Annotated in this window: 13 protein-coding genes; 10 read left to right on the top strand and 3 right to left on the bottom strand. The window is 73.8% G+C overall.

Features of this window, described 5'->3' with window-relative positions; genetic code table 11:
- Positions 1–169 precede the first annotated feature (169 nt).
- The 4 genes from ACZ45Q_RS01035 (at position 170) to nudC (ending at position 10,067) form a co-directional block, all read left to right on the top strand.
- Positions 170–3,742, top strand: a complete 3,573-nt coding sequence (locus ACZ45Q_RS01035; RefSeq protein ID WP_468253667.1) for an ATP-dependent helicase — start codon at positions 170–172, stop codon at positions 3,740–3,742.
- Between the two features lie 241 nt (positions 3,743–3,983).
- Positions 3,984–7,544, top strand: a complete 3,561-nt coding sequence (locus ACZ45Q_RS01030; protein ID WP_468253666.1) for a UvrD-helicase domain-containing protein — start codon at positions 3,984–3,986, stop codon at positions 7,542–7,544.
- A gap of 10 nt (positions 7,545–7,554) precedes the next feature.
- The gene (locus ACZ45Q_RS01025) at positions 7,555–8,967 is read left to right on the top strand and encodes a dipeptidase (protein WP_468253665.1); all 1,413 of its coding nucleotides are present in this window, start codon (positions 7,555–7,557) and stop codon (positions 8,965–8,967) included.
- 155 nt (positions 8,968–9,122) lie between these two features.
- Complete coding sequence (gene nudC / locus ACZ45Q_RS01020) at positions 9,123–10,067, top strand: NAD(+) diphosphatase (protein WP_468253664.1); 945 nt, start codon at positions 9,123–9,125, stop codon at positions 10,065–10,067.
- A gap of 143 nt (positions 10,068–10,210) precedes the next feature.
- Here the strand turns inward: nudC and ACZ45Q_RS01015 are convergent, their stop codons facing one another.
- On the bottom strand, positions 10,211–10,453 hold the full coding sequence (locus ACZ45Q_RS01015; protein ID WP_468253663.1) for a mycoredoxin: 243 nt from the start codon (positions 10,451–10,453) through the stop codon (positions 10,211–10,213).
- Positions 10,454–10,659: 206 nt separating this feature from the next.
- On the opposite strand from ACZ45Q_RS01015, the gene ACZ45Q_RS01010 reads away from it, so the two are divergent.
- The 4 genes from ACZ45Q_RS01010 to ACZ45Q_RS00995 all read left to right on the top strand — a co-directional run bounded on the left by ACZ45Q_RS01010 (position 10,660) and on the right by ACZ45Q_RS00995 (position 14,211).
- Positions 10,660–12,870 carry an ATP-dependent DNA helicase UvrD2 gene (locus tag ACZ45Q_RS01010; RefSeq protein WP_468253662.1) on the top strand — a complete coding sequence of 737 codons (2,211 nt, stop codon included), beginning with the start codon at positions 10,660–10,662 and terminating at the stop codon, positions 12,868–12,870.
- 197 nt (positions 12,871–13,067) lie between these two features.
- Positions 13,068–13,355, top strand: coding sequence for a hypothetical protein (locus tag ACZ45Q_RS01005; RefSeq protein WP_468254273.1), 288 nt, complete (start codon positions 13,068–13,070; stop codon positions 13,353–13,355).
- A gap of 173 nt (positions 13,356–13,528) precedes the next feature.
- Positions 13,529–13,891 carry a WhiB family transcriptional regulator gene (locus ACZ45Q_RS01000; protein WP_468253661.1) on the top strand — a complete coding sequence of 121 codons (363 nt, stop codon included), beginning with the start codon at positions 13,529–13,531 and terminating at the stop codon, positions 13,889–13,891.
- On the top strand, positions 13,888–14,211 hold the full coding sequence (locus tag ACZ45Q_RS00995; RefSeq protein WP_468253660.1) for a hypothetical protein: 324 nt from the start codon (positions 13,888–13,890) through the stop codon (positions 14,209–14,211). Before ACZ45Q_RS01000 ends, ACZ45Q_RS00995 begins: the two co-directional genes overlap by 4 nt.
- Positions 14,212–14,621: 410 nt before the next feature.
- Here the strand turns inward: ACZ45Q_RS00995 and ACZ45Q_RS00990 are convergent, their stop codons facing one another.
- Positions 14,622–15,989 carry an ABC1 kinase family protein gene (locus ACZ45Q_RS00990; RefSeq protein ID WP_468253659.1) on the bottom strand — a complete coding sequence of 456 codons (1,368 nt, stop codon included), beginning with the start codon at positions 15,987–15,989 and terminating at the stop codon, positions 14,622–14,624.
- Positions 15,982–17,193, bottom strand: a complete 1,212-nt coding sequence (locus tag ACZ45Q_RS00985) for a ThiF family adenylyltransferase (protein ID WP_468253658.1) — start codon at positions 17,191–17,193, stop codon at positions 15,982–15,984. Before ACZ45Q_RS00985 ends, ACZ45Q_RS00990 begins: the two co-directional genes overlap by 8 nt.
- A 364-nt stretch (positions 17,194–17,557) precedes the next feature.
- Here ACZ45Q_RS00985 and ACZ45Q_RS00980 point away from each other — a divergent pair, with 364 nt between their 5' ends.
- Both ACZ45Q_RS00980 and ACZ45Q_RS00975 read left to right on the top strand, forming a co-directional pair.
- Complete coding sequence (locus ACZ45Q_RS00980; RefSeq protein ID WP_468253657.1) at positions 17,558–18,154, top strand: M48 metallopeptidase family protein; 597 nt, start codon at positions 17,558–17,560, stop codon at positions 18,152–18,154.
- 172 nt (positions 18,155–18,326) lie between these two features.
- Positions 18,327–20,168 carry a TerD family protein gene (locus ACZ45Q_RS00975; RefSeq protein ID WP_468253656.1) on the top strand — a complete coding sequence of 614 codons (1,842 nt, stop codon included), beginning with the start codon at positions 18,327–18,329 and terminating at the stop codon, positions 20,166–20,168.
- Positions 20,169–20,171: the final 3 nt, after the last annotated feature.

Raw genomic sequence — 20,171 nt, 5'->3', positions numbered from 1 at the left:
GTCGAGGGGCGCAGGTGCCGTGAGTGTCGGAAGGGAAGAATCGGAAGCCCTGCTTCCGCCCGTTCCCTCGGCGTAGCGTCGGCTGCACGTGTCCCCCTCACCCCGCGGCCACCGCGCAGCACGCAGGGCGGTCGACCCACCAGCACTCCCACCAGGACCGGCGAACCACGTGAGCTCCTCTTCCTCCACCAGGCGCCTGCCGCACCCCACGGTGCGGCCGGGGACCCGTGGCGCCTACCGTCTGGTCCGTACCCCGCCCACGCGAGTGGATCCCCCTCACCTGGACGCCGCCCAGCGCGCCGTGGTTGACCACCGCACCGGCCCGCTGCTCGTTCTCGCAGGCCCGGGCACCGGCAAGACCACCACCCTGGTCGAGTCCGTGGCCGCCAGGATCGCCCGGGGCGGCGATCCCGCGCGGATCCTCGTCCTCACCTTCAGCCGCAAGGCGGCCGTCGAACTGCGCGACCGCATGGCGCTGCGCATCGGGGCGGCCCGCGCACCGCGGGCGACCACCTTCCACTCGTTCGGCTACGCCCTGGTCCGCGCCCACCAGGACAGCGACCTCTTCGTGGAGCCGCTGCGGCTGCTGTCCGGCCCCGAGCAGGACGTGACCGTGCGCGAGCTGCTCGCCGGCCAGGACGACCTGGAGCGGCACGGCCTCGCGCACGTGCGCTGGCCCGACGAACTGCGCGCCTGCCTGACCACCCGAGGCTTCGCCGACGAGGTCCGCGCGGTCCTCGCCCGCAGCCGTGAACTGGGCCTCGGCCCCGAGGCGCTGGAGTCCTTCGCCCGCCGTATCGGCCGCCCCGACTGGCGCGCCGCCGCGACGTTCCTCGCCGAGTACCTGGACGTGCTCGACCTCCAGGGCGTCCTCGACTACGCGGAACTGGTCCACCGCGCGGTGCTCCTCGCCCGCCGGCCCGAGGTCGCCGACCGCCTCGCCGCGCAGTACGACGCCGTGTACGTCGACGAGTACCAGGACACCGACCCGGCCCAGGTGCGGCTGCTGCACGCCCTGGCCGGCGGCGGCCGGACCCTCGTCGCCTTCGGCGACCCCGACCAGTCGATCTACGCGTTCCGGGGCGCCGACGTGAACGGCATCCTGGACTTCCCGCACGCCTTTCCGCGCGCGGACGGCCGCCCGGCGCCCGTCGAGGTCCTGCGGACCTCCCGCCGCTCCGGTGCCGCCCTGCTGGCCGCCACCCGTCTGCTCACCCGGCGCATGCCGCTGCCCCGCCTCCCCGCCGGCCAGGTGCGCGCCCACCGGGAACTCGCCCCGGTGCGGGACGGGGGACGCGTCGAGGTGTACACGTACCCGACGCCCGGTACGGAACTGGACAACATCGCCGACATCCTGCGCCGTGCCCACCTGGAGGACGGCGTTCCGTGGAGCGAGATGGCCGTCCTGGTGCGCGCCGGCTCCCGCACCATCCCGGCGGTCCGCCGCGCCCTCACCGCCGCCGGGGTTCCCCTGGACATCGACGGCGACGACCTCCCCCTGCGCCACGAACCGGCGGTGGCCCCGCTGCTGACGGCACTGCGCGCGGTGGCGACGGCGGAGGCGGGCGGGGCCGGGGACGGATCCGGGGACGATGCCGATGCCGATGCCGATGCCGATGCCGATGCCGACGGCGACGCCGCCGACGGGGACGGTTCCGGTTCTGGGGGCGCCGCTGCCGACGCCGACGCCGACGCCGACGCCGACGACGCCGCCGGCGGCTCCGTCGGGACCGGTGCCGGTGCCGGAGGCGCCGCGGACGGTGCGGGGGCCGGTCCCGAGGACGGGGCAACGGATGATCCCGTGGGCGGCGACGAGGGCGGTTCCGGTTCCGTGGACGGGCGTCGGCGGCCGGAGGCCTGCTGGCTCGACACCGAGACCGCGCTCACCCTGCTCACCTCGCCCCTGGCCGGCATGGACGCCGCCGACCTGCGCCGCCTCGGCCGTGCCCTGCGCGAGGAGGAGCGGGCGGCGGGCAACGCGCTGCCACCGCCCTCGGACGAACTGCTCGCGCGGGCGCTGGCCGAGCCGGAGCGGCTGGCCGTGCACGACCCCGGGTACGCCCGCGGCGCCCAGCGGCTCGGCGCGCTGCTCCGCAGGGCCCGCGAACGCCTCGCCGGCGGCGGCACGGCCGAGGAGGCGCTGTGGGACCTCTGGGAAGGCACGCCGTGGCCCGCCCGTCTGGAACGGGCGGCCCGGCGGGGTGGGGCAGCGGGCCGCAACGCAGACCGCGACCTAGACGCGGTGTGCGCCCTGTTCGCGACCGCGGCGCGCGCGGAGGAGCGCACCGGCGGCCGGGGAGCCCTGAACTTCCTCGAGGAGATCGACGCCGAGGACATCGCGGCCGACACCCTCACCCGGCGTGCGGTCCGCCCCGACGCCGTCCGCCTGATGACCGCACACCGGGCCAAGGGGCTGGAGTGGCGGCTGGTGGTGGTCGCGGGCGTCCAGGAGGGCCTGTGGCCCGACCTGCGCCGTCGGGGCTCGCTGCTGGAGGCAGACCGGATCGGCCGCGACGGACTCGCCGAACCCCTCACCCCCGGAGCGCTGCTCGCCGAGGAACGCCGCCTGTTCTACGTGGCCGCCACGCGCGCGCGTGAACGTCTCGTCGTGACGGCCGTGAAGGCGCCCGCCGACGACGGCGACCAGCCCTCCCGCTTCCTGACCGAGCTCGGTGCCGAACCGAAGGACGTCACCGGCCGGCCACGCCGCCCCCTGTCCGTCGCGGCGCTCGTCGCCGAACTGCGCGCCACGACGGTCGACCCGCGCGTCTCGGACGCGCTGCGCGAGGCCGCCGCCCGCCGCCTCGCCCGCCTCGCCGCCCTCACCGACGAGGACGGCCGCCCCCTGGTGCCGTCCGCGCATCCCTACCGTTGGTGGGGCATGTTCGAACCGACCGAGTCCAAGGTGCCGCTGCGCGATCGCGACCAGCCGGTGGTGTTGTCCGGCAGCGCCCTGGACCAGCTCGCCAACACCTGCGCCCTGCAGTGGTTCCTCGGCCGCGAGGTGAAGGCCGACGCGCCCGCCACCGCCGCCCAGGGATTCGGCAACGTGGTGCACGTCCTCGCCGACGAGGTCGCCTCCGGGCGCACCCCCGCCGACCTCGCCGTCCTCATGGAACGCCTGGACTCGGTGTGGAACGCGCTCGCCTTCGACGCGCCGTGGAAGTCGGAGCAGGAGAAGACCAACGCGCGCGTGGCGCTCGAACGCTTCCTGACGTGGCACGTCATGGACCGCACCGGGCGGACGCCGGTGGCCAGCGAGCACGACTTCGACGTGACCATCCCGGCGGGCGAGTACGAGGTGCGCATCCGCGGCCAGATGGACCGAGTCGAGGCCGACGGGGAGGGCCGCGCCTACGTCGTCGACTTCAAGACCGGCAAGCAGGCGCCCAGCTCCGCCGAGGTGGCCCGCCATCCCCAGCTCGCGGTCTACCAGCTCGCCGTCGGTGAGGGCGCCGTGGACGAGGCCTTCGACGGGGTGCGCCCCGCACCGGGCGGCGCCGAGCTGGTCCAGCTCCGCCAGGGGGCGGCGAAGCGGGACGGCGGCGAGACGCTGCCCAAGGTCCAGGCGCAGGAACCCCTGGAAGGGGAGGCGGGGGAGTGGATCGGCGATCTGCTGGCCACGGCCGCCGGCAAGGTACTGGACGAGCGGTTCACCCCGACCACGGGCCAGCACTGCACGCACTGCGCGTTCCGCGCGTCGTGCAGCGCGCGACCCGAGGGCCGGCACGTGGTCGAGTGAGCCGATCGCCCGGCCTCGCCCCCCGGTCGGCCCGCCTCGCCTCCCCGGTCGACCCTGCCCCGCCCCCGGGCGATCTGCCCCCGCCCCCGGTCGACCCGCCCCCGCCCCGGCCGGAAAGGCCGACCGCCGGTGACCCGCACCCGGCGTGACGCATCGCACCCCCAGCGCCGACCTGCGCTTCTTCAGTTTCTCCGGGCACGCCCGGCATCCGCTGTCAGTGCCCGCGGCTAGCCTCTCTGACGTGCCCGCTCGTATCACCGATCCCGAGCAGCTCAAGGAGCTCCTCGGGATCCCGTTCACCCCGGAGCAGACGGCCTGCATCACCGCGCCGCCCGCCCCGCAGGTGATCGTGGCCGGAGCCGGGTCCGGCAAGACGACGGTGATGGCGGCACGCGTGGTGTGGCTGGTCGGCACCGGCCAGGTCGCGCCCGAGCAGGTCCTCGGCCTGACCTTCACCAACAAGGCCGCCGGAGAGCTCGCCGAGCGCGTCCGCAAGGCACTGGTCAGGGCCGGCGTCACCGACCCGGACGTCATCGACCCGGACAACCCGCCGGGCGAGCCGGTGATCTCGACGTACCACGCGTTCGCGGGCCGCCTGCTGACCGACCACGGCCTGCGCATCGGCCTCGAGCCGAGCTCCCGCCTGCTCGCCGACGCCACCCGCTACCAGCTCGCCGCGCGTGTGCTGCGCGAGGCCCCCGGCCCCTACCCGGCCCTGACCCGCTCCTTCCCCGACCTGGTCAGCGACCTCCTCGCCCTCGACGCCGAACTCGCCGAACACCTCGTACGCCCCGAGGACCTGCGCACCTGGGACACCGGCCTCCTGCGCACCCTGGACGGCGTCAGGCTCACCAACGCCGACCTGCGCAAGGTTCCCGAGGCCGCCGCCGCCCGCCGGGAACTCGCCGAGCTGGTGATCCGCTACCGCGCCGCCAAACGCGAACGCGACCTGCTCGACTTCGGCGACCAGATCGCCCTGTCCGCGCGGCTCGCCGCACTCCCCGAGGTGGGCCGCATCCTGCGCGACGAGTTCCGCGTGGTCCTCCTCGACGAGTACCAGGACACCTCGGTCGCCCAGCGCATCCTCCTGGCGGGCCTGTTCGGCGGCGGCACCGGCCACCCCGTGACCGCCGTCGGCGACCCCTGCCAGGCGATCTACGGCTGGCGCGGCGCGTCCGTGGCCAACCTCGACGACTTCCCCGACCACTTCGCCCACGCCGACGGCCGCCCCGCCACCCGTCAGGCGCTCAGCGAGAACCGCCGCAGCGGCGGCCGTCTCCTCGACCTCGCCAACGGCCTCGCCGAGCCGCTGCGCGCCATGCACGCGGGCGTGGAGGCCCTCCGCCCGGCCCCGGGCGCAGAGCGCGACGGCACGGTCCGCTGCGCTCTGCTGCCCACCCACGCCGAGGAGATCGACTGGGTCGCCGACTCCGTCGCCCACCTCGTCCGCACCGGCACGGCACCCGGCGAGATCGCCGTCCTGTGCCGCACGGCGACCGACTTCGCGCAGATCCAGGGCGCCCTGGTCGCCCGCGACGTCCCGGTGGAGGTCGTGGGCCTGTCCGGACTGCTGCACCTGCCCGAGGTGGCCGACCTGGTCGCCGTCTGCGAGGTGCTCCAGGACCCCGGCGCCAACGCCGCCCTGGTCCGGCTGCTCACCGGGCCGCGCTGGCGCATCGGACCGCGCGACCTCGCCCTGCTGGGCCGCCGGGCCCGGCTCCTCGTCGCCCACGCGCGCGTGGACGACGGCGACGACCCCGACCGCCGTCTCGCTGCGGCCGTCGAGGGCGTGGACCCGTCCGAGGTGATATCGCTCGCGGACGCCCTCGACACCTTCCTGGAGCCGTCCCTGGACGGAGTGGGGGACGACGACGGGCTCCCGTTCTCCCCGGACGCGCGCGTGCGCTTCGCGCGCCTGGCCACCGAGCTGCGTGACCTGCGCCGCTCCCTGTCCGACCCCCTGATGGACGTCCTGCACCGCGTCCTGGCCGTCACCGGCCTGGAGGTCGAGCTGTCGGCGTCCCCCCACGCCCTGGCCGCCCGTCGCCGCGAGACCCTGTCGAACTTCCTCGACGTCGCCGCCTCCTTCGCCGCCGGAGACAACGAGGCCACCCTGCTCGCCTTCCTCGGCTTCCTGCGCACCGCCGCCCAGTACGAGAAGGGCCTGGACAACGCCCTCCCGGGCGGCGAGAACACCGTCAAGGTGCTCACCGCGCACAAGTCCAAGGGCCTGGAGTGGGACGTCGTCGCCGTCCCCGGACTGGTCACCGGCACCTTCCCCAGCGCCCAGGGCCGCGAGAAGTGGACCGCCCAGGGCAAGGTGCTGCCGCACGGACTGCGCGGCGACGCCGACACCCTCCCGGACGTCGCCTCCTGGGACTCCCGCGGCCTGAAGGCCTTCCACGAGGCCATGAAGGAGCACCAGCACACCGAGGAGCTGCGCCTCGGCTACGTCACCTTCACCCGCCCCCGCTCCCTGCTTCTGGGCTCCGGCCACTGGTGGGGCCCCACCCAGAAGAAGCCGCGCGGACCGTCCGACTTCCTCCGGGCCCTGTACGACCACTGCGCCGCCGGTCACGGCGAGATCGAGGCCTGGGCGGACGAACCGGCCGAGGACGAGGAGAACCCGGCCCTGCGCGAGGCGACCGCCGACCACGCCTGGCCGCTGCCCCTCGACCCGGCGGCCCTCGCCCGGCGCCGGGCCGCCGCCGACACGGTCCTCGCCCACCTGGACGCCCTCGCCTCCGGCCAGGACGCCCACCCCACGGCCGTACCCGATCCGGACGCGTACGAGGACCCGGACTGGCCACCGCCGCCCGAGGACGACGAGCCGCCCTACGCCGACCCCTTCGACCCGGCGCCGGAGGAGGACCCCTTTCTCGCGCCCCCCGCCGACCCTGTCGACGAGGCCCCCTTCCGCCCCGCCGACCCCGTCGACGAGCCCCTCTTCGGCCCCGCCGACCCCGTCGACGACACCCCGGCACCGCCCGACCGGCACTCCCGGGGCCCCGGGGCCACACCCCTCCCGACCGTCCCCCACCAGGCGACGGCCCCGGCCGAGGCCTCCCCCCTCACCCCGGAGGAAGCCCGCACCGTCGCCTCCTGGGACCGTGACCTCGACGCCCTCACCGGAGAGCTGCTGCGGGCCCGCGCGAGCGTCACCGAGGTGCCGCTGCCCGCGTCGCTGACGGCGTCCCAGCTGCTGCGCCTGGCCGCCGACCCCGACGGCCTGGCCCAGGAGCTGGCCCGTCCCATGCCGCGCCCGCCGCAGCCCGCCGCCCGCCGCGGCACCCGCTTCCACGCCTGGGTCGAGGCCCGCTTCGAAGCCCTGACGCTGCCCATGCTGGAGCCCGACGAGCTGCCCGGCAGCGACGCCGAGATCGCCGACGAGCGCGACCTGGAAGCCCTCAAGGACGCCTTCGAGCGCACCGAGTACGCCCACCGCACCCCCTACCGCGTCGAAGCCCCCTTCCAGCTGGCGCTCGCCGGCCGCGTCGTACGGGGCCGTATCGACGCCGTCTACAAGGAGGGCGACGGCGACACGGCGACGTACGAGATCGTCGACTGGAAGACCAACCGCGCCCCCACCGCCGACCCCCTTCAGCTGGCGGTGTACCGGCTGGCCTGGGCCGAGCAGCAGGGCGTGCCCCCGGAGTCGGTGACGGCCGCCTTCCTGTACGTGCGCACCGGAGAGGTGGTGCGTCCCGCCGGCCTCCCCGGCCGCGCCGAACTGGAGCGGCTGCTGCGGGACGGGGCGTACGGTGACGAACCGCACGATCGGGGTGTCGGTGCGGCCCGATAGGCTCGTGACCATGAGCAAGCCCGTTGACAGTGCCGTCAGCGCCGTCCGCACGTACGTCGCGCAGCACCGCGCCGCCTTCCTCGACGACCTCGCCGAGTGGCTGCGCATCCCGTCCATATCGGCCCAGCCCGACCACGCGCCCGACGTACGCCGCAGTGCCGAGTGGCTCGCCGCCAGGCTCTCCGCGACCGGCTTCCCGACGGCCGAGATCTGGGAGACGCCCGGCGCCCCGGCGGTCTACGCCGAGTGGCCCGCCGCCGACCCGGACGCCCCCACGGTCCTCGTCTACGGGCACCACGACGTACAGCCCGCCGCCCGCGAGGACGGCTGGCACAGCGACCCCTTCGAGCCCGTCGTCCGCGACGGCCGTCTCTACGCGCGCGGGGCGGCCGACGACAAGGGCCAGGTGTTCTTCCACACCCTGGGCGTGCGCGCCCACCTCGCCGCCACCGGCCGCACGGCCCCGGCCGTCACCCTCAAGCTGCTGATCGAGGGCGAGGAGGAGTCCGGCTCACCGCACTTCCGGGCGCTCGTGGAGCAGCACGCCGAGCGGCTGGCCGCCGACGCGGTGATCGTCTCCGACACCGGCATGTGGTCCGAGGACACCCCCACGGTCTGCACCGGCATGCGCGGCCTCGCCGAGTGCGAGATCCGGCTGTACGGCCCCGACCAGGACCTCCACTCCGGCTCCTTCGGCGGCGCGGTGCCGAACCCGGCCACGGCCGCCGCCCGGCTCGTCGCCGCCCTGCACGACGAGCACGCGCGCGTGGCGATCCCCGGCTTCTACGACGGTGTGATCGAGCTGACGGACGAGGAGCGCGCGCTCTTCGCCGAGCTGCCCTTCGACGAGGGGCAGTGGCTGCGCACCGCCAGGTCGCACGCCGTCCACGGAGAGGACGGCTACACCACGCTGGAGCGGGTGTGGGCCCGCCCCACAGCCGAGGTCAACGGCATCGGCGGCGGCTACCAGGGACCCGGCAACAAGACGATCATCCCGTCCTCGGCGATGGTGAAGCTCTCCTTCCGGCTGGTCGCGGGGCAGGACCCGGACCGGGTCGAGAAGGCCGTCCGCGAGTGGGCCGCCGGTCAGGTGCCCGACGGCATCCGCAGCGAGATCACCTTCGGCGCCGCCACGCGCCCGTGCCTGACGCCGCTGGGCCACCCGGCGCTGCAATCCGTGGTCCGCGCCATGAGCCGAGCCTTCGGCACACCCGTCCGCTTCACCCGCGAGGGCGGCTCGGGACCGGCCGCCGACCTCCAGGAGGTCCTCGACGCTCCGGTGCTCTTCCTGGGCATCTCCGTCCCCTCCGACGGCTGGCACGCTCCGAACGAGAAGGTCGAGCTGGACCTGCTGCTCAAGGGGGTGGAGACGTCCGCGTACCTGTGGGGCGACCTGGCCGAGCACTGGCGTCACGCGCCCTGAGGGTCCCGGGCCGTCCGGACCGGCGTCCCGCGCGGGGCACACTGGAAGCGCCGCCCCGCACCGCCGAGCCCTCGCGGACCCGGTCACCACTTTCCGTACGACCCGCCGAACCGCCCGCCGAAACAACCGCTGCACCGGGGGAGTTGGAAGCACCCGTGACCACCTGGACCGACCACACCGCCGACCGCCCCATCTCGCTCACCGCGCCCAGCGGCATCGACCGGGCCGCACACCACCGGCTCGACGAGGCCTGGCTCGCGGCGGCGTGGAGCCACCCCTCCACGCGCTGCTTCGTGGTCTCCGGCGGACAGGTCCTCATCGACGAGACGCCCGACGGGCGGACGGAACTCGTCATGACCCCCTCCTTCGAGGCGCCCCTCACCGAGGCGCACCGCTACTTCCTCGGCATGGACGAGGACGGCGTGAGCTACTTCGCCCTCCAGAAGGACTCCCTGCCCGGCCGCATGGACCAGTCCGCGCGCCCGGCGGGCCTGCGCGAGGCCGGGCTGCTGCTGTCGCCGCGCGACGCGGGCCTGATGGTGCACGCGGTGGGCCTGGAGAACTGGCAGCGCACCCACCGCTTCTGCTCCCGCTGCGGCGAGCGCACGGTCATCGCGGCGGCCGGCCACATCCGCCGCTGCCCCGCCTGCGGCGCCGAGCACTACCCGCGCACCGACCCCGCCGTGATCATGGCCGTCACCGATCAGCAGGACCGGATCCTGCTCGGCCGGCAGGTCCACTGGCCCGAGGGCCGCTTCTCCACCCTCGCCGGCTTCGTCGAGCCCGGCGAGTCCGTCGAGCAGTCGGTGCGCCGCGAGGTCCAGGAGGAGGCCGGTGTCACCGTCGGCCAGGTCGAGTACGTCGCCAGCCAGCCCTGGCCCTTTCCGTCCAGTCTGATGCTGGGCTTCATGGCCCGGGCCACGTCCACCGACATCGAGGTCGACGGCGACGAGATCCAGGAGGCCCGCTGGTTCTCCCGCGACGAACTGACCGCCGCCTTCGAGACGGGCGAGGTGCTGCCGCCCTACGGCATCTCCATCGCCGCCCGCCTGATCGAGCTGTGGTACGGCAAGCCGCTGCCGACGCGAAGCGTCTTCTGAGCCGCGACGACGGCGTCCGAGCCGCGACGGCTCCGTCCGAGACGCGATGACTCCGTCCGAGACGCGATGACTCCGTCCGAGACGCGACGAAGGGGTGGCCGTCCCGGTCGGGGACGGCCACCCCTTCGTCATGGGCGTACCGTTTACGCGCCGATCTTCTGCTTCACCTGGGCCAGCGACGGGTTCGTGAGCGTCGTACCGTCCGGGAAGAGCACGGTCGGGACCGTCTGGTTTCCGCCATTCGCCTTCTCGACGAACGCGGCGGATTCCGGGTCCTGCTCGATGTTGATCTCGGTGTACGCGATGCCCTCGCGGTCCATCTGGCTCTTCAGCCGACGGCAGTAGCCGCACCACGTGGTGCTGTACATCGTCACAGTGCCCGGCATGTCTCTCGCGCTCCTTCGAACGGCTCGGGGAGGGTGCGTGTTCGCAGTGGTGGAACGTACGCGAGGGCCCGGCCATTCCCGCGGGCGGCCCCGCCCGCACCACGGGAACCCCTGCCGCGCCGGCGCCTGCCGCATTGGTACGACTAACGGGGCGCACCTGTGGACAACCTGCGCACCCGTCTCCGCCGACCTGGCAGCATGGCGGTGTGACAGCAGCAACGCACTCCCCTCTCTTCCCGCAGGTACCGGACTCGGCCGACGCGGTGCTCGAAGGGCTCGACCCCGAGCAGCGCGAGGTCGCCACCGCGCTGCGCGGCCCGGTGTGCGTGCTCGCGGGCGCCGGCACCGGCAAGACCCGGGCGATCACCCACCGCATCGCCTACGGGGTGCGGGCGGGGATCCTTCAGCCCTCCAGTGTGCTCGCCGTCACCTTCACCAACCGCGCGGCGGGCGAGATGCGCGGCCGGCTCCGCCAGCTCGGTGCCGTCGGCGTCCAGGCCCGCACGTTCCACTCGGCGGCCCTGCGCCAGCTCCAGTACTTCTGGCCGAAAGCGATCGGTGGCTCCCTGCCCCGCCTCGTGGACCGCAAGGTCCAGCTGGTGGCCGACGCGGCGGCCGCCTGCCGCATCCGCCTCGACCGCGGCGAGCTGCGCGACGTCACCGCCGAGATCGAGTGGTCCAAGGTCACCCAGACCGTCCCGGCCGACTATCAGCTCGCCGCCGCCAAGGCCGGCCGGGAGGCTCCCCGCGACCCCGCCGAGATCGCCCAGCTCTACTCCGCCTACGAGGACCTCAAGCGCGGGCGTGGCGTCATCGACTTCGAGGACGTGCTGCTGCTGACCGTCGCCGTCCTCCAGGACCGGCAGGACGTCGCCGAACAGGTCCGCGCCCAGTACCAGCACTTCGTGGTCGACGAGTACCAGGACGTGAGCCCCCTCCAGCAGCGTCTGCTGGAGCTGTGGCTCGGCGACCGCGACGACCTGTGCGTGGTCGGGGACGCCAGCCAGACGATCTACTCGTTCACCGGCGCAACCCCCGACCACCTGCTCGACTTCCGTGTCCGTCATCCCGGCGCCACCGTGGTGAAGCTGGTCCGCGACTACCGCTCCACCCCGCAGGTCGTCCACCTGGCCAACGGCCTGCTCGCCCAGGCCCGCGGCCGGGCCGCCGACCACCGGCTGGAGCTGATCTCCCAGCGCCCCCCGGGCCCGGAGCCCGAATACGTGGAGTACACCGACGAGCCCGCCGAGGCCGAGGGCGCGGCCCGCCGCATCCGCGAGCTGATCGACTCGGGCGTCCCGGCCGCGGAGATAGCGGTGCTGTTCCGCACGAACTCCCAGTCCGAGACCTACGAACAGGCCCTCGCCGACGCCGGGGTGCCCTACCAGCTCCGGGGTGCCGAGCGCTTCTTCGACCGGCCCGAGGTGCGCAAAGCAGGTGTCGCGCTGCGCGGCGCGGCCCGCTTCGGGGGCAACGACTCCCTGCTGGACGACGCCGTCGACCTGCCCTCACAGGTGCGGGCCGTGCTGTCGGGTGAGGGCTGGACCCCGCAGCCCCCGGCCGGATCGGGGGCGGTGCGGGAACGCTGGGAGTCGCTGGCCGCGCTGGTCGGCCTCGCGCAGGACTTCGCCGCCGCCAGACCCGGCGCCACCCTGAGCGACCTCGTCGCCGAGCTGGACGAGCGGGCCAACGCCCAGCACGCCCCGACCGTGCAGGGCGTCACCCTGGCCTCCCTGCACTCGGCCAAGGGCCTGGAGTGGGACGTCGTCTTCCTGGTCGGCGTCGCCGAGGGCATGATGCCGATCACCTATGCGAAGACGGACGAGCAGATCGAGGAGGAACGCCGGCTCCTCTACGTCGGCGTCACCCGCGCGCGTGAGCGGCTGCATCTGTCCTGGGCGCTGGCCCGCTCGCCGGGCAGCCGCCCCAACCGCCGTCCGAGCCGCTTCCTCGACGGTCTGCGCCCCGGATCGGGCGCCATGGCGGGCCGAGCGGCGACGGGCGGTCCCGGAGGCGTCGAACGCGGCTCCGCGCGTGGCGGCGGACCGGCCTCCGCGGTCGCCGCCCCGCGCCGCAGACAGCGCACCCCGGCCCGGTGCCGGGTCTGCGGGCGGACTCTCACCGACGCCGGCGAGATGAAGCTGATGCGCTGCGAGGACTGCCCCTCCGACATGGACGAGGGGGTCTACGAGCGGCTGCGCGCATGGCGCGAGGCCCAGGCGCGGCGCACCGGACAGCCCGCCTTCTGCGTCTTCACCGACAAGACACTGATGGCGATCGCCGAATCCGTCCCCGAGGACGACCGCGAACTGGCCCGCATCCCCGGGGTCGGCGCCCGCAAGCTCGACCGCTACGGAGCCGACGTCCTGGCCATCTGTGCGGGCAGGCCCGTCAGCGGAGTTGACGAGGACGGCTGAAACGAACTCGTCGAAAAAATAGTTTGCGCATGCCCCAGGAATCCCCATAGGTTCTTGGACACGGGAACAGCGGCCTTCCCGGAGGCCCTGAGTCCGTGTTGTACTTGCATATCCGTGGACCGGTTCACCCTGGTCCCCCGAGACGCCGAGAGGAGGCGAGTCCAGTGACCAACATCATCACCAGCACCATCGTGAAAATGACCGATCGCTCGACCGTCTCCCTGTGCATTCTCGGCGCCTCGAACCCGGGCACCGGTCTGTCCGGCATCCGTGCCGTGCGTCCGGCGTCCTCCCTTGCTCCCGCGGGCCTGCCCGTCCGCGAGCGCAATGAGCGACCGACCAAGGCACTGGAAGCGGCAGCAGTAGCGGCACAGGCGCAGGCCTATGCCTTTGCGGCGACCGGTGCCGGATTCCGGAAGCAGACGACGCAGCACCACCTGATGTGGGCCTTCCGTGGGCCTGAACCCTGGAGTGATCCAGCCTGATCGCCGATCAGGCCGGCGCCTTCAGGGCCGCGGAACCCCATCCGGGATCCGCGGCCCTTCTGTTTGTCCACGAACGTGGATGACGGAGCGAAGGGGCCTCGGGACAAGAAAAGAACCCGGTACCAGCCGCCCCCGGCCAACCGGCCGGAACGACCAGACGAGGAAGACGACCCGTGCAACTCGAAGCGCACGCCCCGTCCGTACCGCCTTCCGACACGATCCCCAAGCCCGTCCCGGAGGACTCCTTGACCCCCCTGACCGCGCTGACCGCGCTCGACGACGCCATCGAGAACCTGGGTGTGCCCGTCCCGTGCCGTTCGTACGACCCCGAGGTCTTCTTCGCGGAGTCGCCGGCGGACGTCGAGTACGCCAAGTCCCTGTGCCGCACCTGCCCGCTGATGGAGGCCTGCCTCGCCGGCGCCAAGGAGCGGCGCGAGCCCTGGGGCGTCTGGGGTGGCGAGCTGTTCGTCCAGGGTGTCGTCGTCGCCCGGAAGCGGCCGCGTGGCCGCCCGCGCAAGAACCCGGTCACGGCATGAACACCGCAGGAACGATCGACCGCCCCCTCACGCACGACCCCGCGAAGCAGGCCCCGATGAAGCCGTCCACTCACGAGCCCGCAGGCTCCGCGACCGAAGACTTCCTTACCAGCGGCGCGAACGACACGCGCCAGAACAGGACCCGAGAGATGCAACTCATCCCAGAAGCCCTGGCCCGTGCGCATATGCGCCAGCGCCTGCACGAGGCCGAGCAGGAGCGCCGGGCCGTGCGCCTGGTGACCGCCCGCCGGATGCAGCGCCGGGCCGAGCGCGCCTCGCTGCGTGCCCGGCGCGCGCTCGCCATGGCCGTCATGCAGTAACCGTCCCCACCCGAAGCGGTGGCCTCCCGGCAGGGAGGCGAAGCTCTCCCCGCGGGGGCCGGTCCGTCCGATGCGGACCGGCCCCCGCGGTGCTTTCCACTCACCCGCCCCGCCCGGCGCTATCGTCACCGGGATGACGAGCGATCCCGGTGCCCGCGGCACAGGCGACGGATGCCCCGGCGACGAAGACACCGGCGGAGCCGACGCCGACCGCGCTGCCGGTGTCGGGCCCGGACCTGTCGTGTGCGCCCGCTGCGGCACCACGGCGGAGGGCCCGCCGCCGACCTGGACCTGCTCGGTGGAGCAGGGGGGCCGTCGCTATGTCTGCGAGGCCTGCTCGCGCGAGCACCTCAGATCGATCGAGGGACGACTGGATTCCCCTTGGTGGTAGCCCGTGCCCCCCGCCCGGTCTAAGCCTCGGCCGCGGCCTGCTCCTGGTCCGGCGCCTCCGGCACGAAGCCCGGAAGCCACTCCTGAAGCTCCTCGCGCAGCCGCACCGTCGCTCCCAGCTGGCACAGCACGCCGATCGTGCTCAGCGTCACCCGGTGGATCAGCAGATAGGCCGGCGGCAGGTTCAGCTGCTTGCCCAGTTGGTAGGCGGGGGAGCGGATGTCCCCGATCCGGGCCGCCTGGCTGCGCATCCAGCCACGCGTGAACGTGAACTCCTCCACTCTGGCCGGCTCGATGATCGGCAGCAGATAGTCCAGGACGGCGTCGGGGTCCAGATCGATCGACTCCTTGACGAAGCCCTCCGCGCAGAGCAGCTCATAGACGCTCTCCGCCTCGCCGTCGAGGGTCATCCGCAGCGACTCGCCGATGGGGAGCGGCAGACCGCCCGGGAGCCGGTCGACCGTGCCGAAGTCCAGCACGCCCAGCCGCCAGTCGTCCTCCCCGGCGGGGCCCCCGGGCAGCAGGCGGAAGTTTCCGGGGTGGGGGTCGGCGTGCAGCAGGCCGGTGCGGGCCGGTCCGGAGAACAGGAAGTGGGCCAGGAGCTGACCGGCCCGGTCCCGCTGTTCCTCGGTGCCGTCGGAGATGATCTCGGACAGCGGAATGCCGTCGATCCACTCCGTGATCAGCACCTGCTCGCACTGGTGGACCACGTCCGGCACGACGATGTCCGGGTCGTCCGCGAACTCGGTGGCGTGCTTCCGCTGGGCCTGTGCCTCCAGGTCGTAGTCCAGTTCCTCCGACACCCGGTCGCGCAGCTCCGCGATCAGCGGCTTGACGTCCAGGCCCGGGATCAGCGGCCCCAACAGGCGGGCGAAGCGGCTCAGTTGGTTCAGATCGGACAGGAGGGCCTCGCCCGCGCCCGGGTACTGCACCTTGACGGCGACCTCGCGGCCGTCGTGCCACACGCCCCGGTGCACCTGGCCGATGGAGGCCGCCGCGGCCGGCTTGTCCTCGAACTCCAGGAACAGCTCCTGCCAGTCCTCGCCGAGCCGCTCGCCGAGCACGGCGTGCACCGTCCGGGTCGGCATCGGCGGGGCCGCCTCCTGGAGCTTGGTCAGTGCCGCGCGGTAGGGACCGGCGATCTCCTCCGGCAGCGCCGACTCGAAGACGGACAGGGCCTGCCCGAACTTCATCGCGCCGCCCTTGAGCTCACCGAGCACCTTGAACAACTGCTCGGCGGTGCGCTGCTGCAACTGCTGGCCGACCAGCTCCGCCGACTCGCCGACGATTCGCTTGCCGAATCCCCAGGTCGCCCGCCCGGCGAAGCCGAGCGGGAGCGCGGCGAGCTTGGCGGTCCGGGTGACCGCCTTCCGGGGAAGATCAGACATGCGCCCTCCAAGTCCCAGCCGGCCGCGCCGCGCCTGCCTTACGACGTGCTGCCGACGCCGGTTGCTCCGTCATTGTCTCGCGCCGCTCCCCGTCCATGGAGGTGTGTTCCTGCTTACCTTTCTCCGCCGCCGCGCAGGGGCATGCGGGATGCGCCGGCACCGGTCGCGCGTGCCAGGTCAGATGGGGCGCCGAGACCTCCCATCGCGCGCCGGCGCTCGAGGGCAGGTGGCCGTCGAGGAACGCGAGCGCGTGCGTGGCGGCCAGCCCGGCGACCGTCGTCGCCAGCGTCAGATCACACGGACCCACTCTGCGCCGGGTGCCCGAGCTCCACTGTGCCACCAGACGGGGCCACACCGGGTCCCGGTCGGTGCGGTCCTCGTGCAGACAGCCCGCGCAGCTCGTCTCGCCGGGCAGGACCAGGGGGCCGACCACGCCGGTTCCCTCCACCACTCCGGCATACAGATGGGGTGTTCCGGAGGCCATGAGCGGCTCGGCGGACGAGGGATCGGGGGCGTGCACGGCGACGTCGTCCCGCGGGGCGAGGACGACCAGGGAGAAACCGGGGTCGCCGTCCTCGGCCGGCGTCGAGCCGCCGCGGCGCGGTGGCCGGTCGGGGGCCGCCCGGCGCACGGCCCGCCGCGCCGCCTCGGTCCGCCGGGCGCCGACGGACTCGGCCGGCAGCCCGCCGGGGGCGACGTCCCAGGGCTCGACGCATCCGACGTCGCGCACGTCGACCTCTCCGACGCCCGCGCCCGCGAGCAGTGCGGCCAGGGCCGCGCCGACCCGGCCCGCGCCTCGCACCTGGACGCGCAGGGAGCGGCGCGCCGCCAGCCGCCGGAAGGCGTCGCCCGGCTCGGTGGTCGTCAGGGTCAGCGCGGCCAGGTCGGGACGGAGCCGGTCGAGGACCTCCGGCTTCTGGCGGAGGACGTCGGCCTCCGGCCCGCCGCCGTGCGGGTCGTCGAGCAGCCCGGCGCCGGCGAGCCGCTCCACCAGGCGCTCGACATGGCCGTCCGGCAGATCCATGCGGCGCCCCTCCTCGCGCAGCAGCGCGGGACCGCGGGTGCCGTTGAGCAGGTCCAGGAAGCTGCCCGTGGCCGTGTCCACCGGTCCCAGGGTCAGCGCGTGCGCCGGGGTCATCCCGAACTGCACGGTGTTGAGATCACGCCAGCCGCGCCGGAGCGCGGGCTTGACCATCGGATGCATGACAGGCCCCCGTACCTATGGAACTCACCGTTGCCGGCCCGGTCGGTCGCAGCCGTGCCGGCACGAGCCAGCATGCCCGGTCGCGGTGGCGGGCGTCGGACGTTGTCCACAGGCCGGGGGTGTTTGTCGTACTAACTGCGGTCGCCACGACCCCGCAGTGCGCACCGCGCCCCCACTGCGGTCACCGCGACCCCGCTGTGCTCACCGCGATCCAACTGCGGTCACTGTGATGCGGCAGTCGTGCGGCCCCCCTCCACGCACACAGATGATCCGGCAGTCCTACGAATCGGACGGTCGGAGGGTGGCCGCATCGAAGCGTCCCGGAGCCGGGACTTCCCCGGTTGCAGCCGGTAACGTCGGCGGCGTGTCCGCCGACCCACTGCACCGCGCCGGAACGCCCCAGCGCAAGCCGACCCCTCCGCCGCCGGGCGGACCGGAGGCGAGCGCGATCGAGGTCCGCAGGAGCACCCGTCGCCGTAGGACGGTCTCCGCGTACCGGGAGGGCGATCGTACCGTCGTGCTGATCCCCGCACGGATGTCCGAGGCGGAGGAACAGCGCTGGGTGAGCGTCATGCTCGACAAGCTGGCCGCCCAGGAGAGCAAACGGGTCCTCGGCGACGCCGAGCTGGCCGAACGGGCGCGGCGGCTGTCCGCCCAGTACTTCGAGGGCCGTGCCCGGCCGCGCTCGGTGCGCTGGGTCACCAACCAGAACACGCGCTGGGGGTCGTGCACCCCCGCCGAGGGCAGCATCCGCCTGTCGCACCGCTTGCAGGGCATGCCCGAGTACGTCATCGACTACGTCCTCCTGCACGAGCTGGCGCATCTGCTCGTGCCCGGCCACGGACCCCGTTTCTGGCGGCTGCTGGAGGCCTACCCGCGGACCGAGCGGGCCCGCGGCTACCTCGAGGGCGTGGTCGCCGCCGAGCGGCTGCCGCACGTTCCCGGAGCGCGCCGGGAGTAGCGGGGCGGCGGGGTGGGGCGTCGGCCGGCCGTCCGCCACAGCCGCGCGAGCGTTGTGTCCCGGGTCTGTACCGACTTCGTCCACAGGGCCCGTACCGGCTTGTCCCGTTGTCCGCGACTGCCGTTAGCCTGGCGCGACGCACTCGCATTCGGGATGGGGGACGGTCGTACGCATGGCCAGGGAATTCCAACGCGGCCACAAGGCCAGGATCAGTGACCTCACCGCGGGCACGGATCTGTACGTAGGCGTGCAGATCGGTGGCCCCGGGCTGACCTTCGACATCAGTTGCTTCGGTCTGGACGCCGACGAGCGGCTCTCGGACGACCGTTACTTCATCTTCTACAACCAGCCGAAGTCTCCCGAGGAGGCCATTCAGCTCCTGGGCGCCCAGGCCGGCGACACGGAGTCCTTCCGGGTCACGCTGGACCGCATCCCGCCGCAGATCCAGAAGCTGTCCTTCACGGCGACGCTCGACGGCGCAGGCCAGATGTCACAGGTCGGGCCCGGGTACATCCGGATCGTCGCGGGCGGCGAGGAGGTGGCCCGCTATCCCTTCAGCGGGTCGGAGTTCTCCACCGAGCGCGCCGTGATGCTGGGTGACTTCTACCTCAAGGACGTGTGGCGGTTCGCCGCCGTCGGCCAGGGCTTCGACGGCGGGCTGGACGCCCTGCTGAAGAACTTCGGCGGCGAGGTGGCCGAGGAAGAGCCGTCCGCGCCGCAGCAGCCGCAGGCCGGGGCCGCCCCGGGCTTCGCCCCGCCCGCGCAGGCCGCGGCACCCCCGGCGTTCGGCGTGCCGTCCACACCGGAACCCGCGCCGGCGCCGGCGCCGCCCCCGTCTCCCGCGCCGCAGCCCGCGGCCCAGGGATTCGCCCCGCCGCAGGGTGCCACCCCGCCGCCCCCGGCACCGGGCACGCACGTGCACGCCGCGCCGACCGTCGTCGCGCCGCTGCACACCCCGTCCGCCGGCTCCCCGGTGCCACCTCCCGCCCCGGCCCCCGAGCCGCACGGCCACCCCGGCCCCCAGCAGCCGCAGCACGGCCAGGTCCCCGGACAGAGCGCCCCGCTGCCCCCGGGCTACGCCCAGCCCCAGGCACCGAACGCATTCCACGCACCCGGCGCACCCCAGGCCCCGCACGCGCCGCAGTCGCCGCCGCAGCCGCCCGCGCCGCAGGCCCCCACGCCGCCGCCCGGTTACGGGCGGCCGACCCCGCCCCCGGGGTACGGCCAGCCCACCCCGCCTCCCGGCTACGGCCAGCAGCCACCGCCGTACGGCCAGCCGCCCGGCCAGCAGGCCGCCCCCTATGGCGCGCCCCAGGGCGTACCGCAGGGCATGCCCCAGGGCGCCCCGCAGGGCCCCGGTGTGGCCGCCGCGCTGGAGCAGTACCGCGAGACGCCCACCGGCCAGCGCTGGACCCAGCAGAACCGCAAGATGATCCGCGTCGACCTCGGCATCGGCGAGCAGCCCGTGCTGGCCCGACAGGGCAGCATGGTGCTCTACCAGGGCAAGGTCGACTTCAGCTACAAGGGCGCCGGGTTCGCCGGGCGGGTCGCCGGCAACGCCACCGGCCAGGAGATGCAGCTGATGCGCTGCACCGGCAAGGGGCAGGTCTTCCTCGCCGAGGACTCCACGATGCTGCACCCCATCGAACTCCAGGGCGACGCCGTGTGCGTCTCCGCGGAGAACGTCCTGGCCTTCGACGAGAGCCTCACCTACGAGATCCGCCGCATCGAGGGGCACGGCATCCCGGGCGGCGCGCTGTTCACGATGCAGTTCCAGGGCACCGGCACGATCGTCGTGAAGACGCACGGCACGCCCGTGGTGCTGCCGGTCACCCCCACCACGTTCGCCGACTGCAACGCCGTCGTGGCCTGGTCGGCGGCGGCTCAGGTGGTCGTCTCCAGCCAGGTGCGGATGCGCCGGAACTCCTACGCGGGCGACACCGGCGAGAGCGTGAACCTCCAGTTCCGGGGAGCGCCCGGCAACTTCATCGTCGTCCAGCCGTACGAGATCTGAGGG

The organism is Streptomyces sp. NPDC031049 (assembly GCF_055571015.1).
Note: the sequence above shows the minus strand (reverse complement) of the source record. Positions and strands in the feature narration are given on the sequence as shown.

Bases quoted from the DNA above. Each gene is read 5' to 3' on its own strand.
- ACZ45Q_RS01005 (WP_468254273.1), top strand. From the start codon at position 13,068: ATGACCGATCGCTCGACCGTCTCCCTGTGCATTCTCGGCGCCTCGAAC.
- ACZ45Q_RS00985 (WP_468253658.1), bottom strand. From the start codon at position 17,193: ATGCATCCGATGGTCAAGCCCGCGCTCCGGCGCGGCTGGCGTGATCTC.
- ACZ45Q_RS01015 (WP_468253663.1), bottom strand. From the start codon at position 10,453: ATGCCGGGCACTGTGACGATGTACAGCACCACGTGGTGCGGCTACTGC.
- ACZ45Q_RS01025 (WP_468253665.1), top strand. From the start codon at position 7,555: ATGAGCAAGCCCGTTGACAGTGCCGTCAGCGCCGTCCGCACGTACGTC.
- ACZ45Q_RS00975 (WP_468253656.1), top strand. From the start codon at position 18,327: ATGGCCAGGGAATTCCAACGCGGCCACAAGGCCAGGATCAGTGACCTC.
- ACZ45Q_RS00995 (WP_468253660.1), top strand. From the start codon at position 13,888: ATGAACACCGCAGGAACGATCGACCGCCCCCTCACGCACGACCCCGCG.
- ACZ45Q_RS00990 (WP_468253659.1), bottom strand. From the start codon at position 15,989: ATGTCTGATCTTCCCCGGAAGGCGGTCACCCGGACCGCCAAGCTCGCC.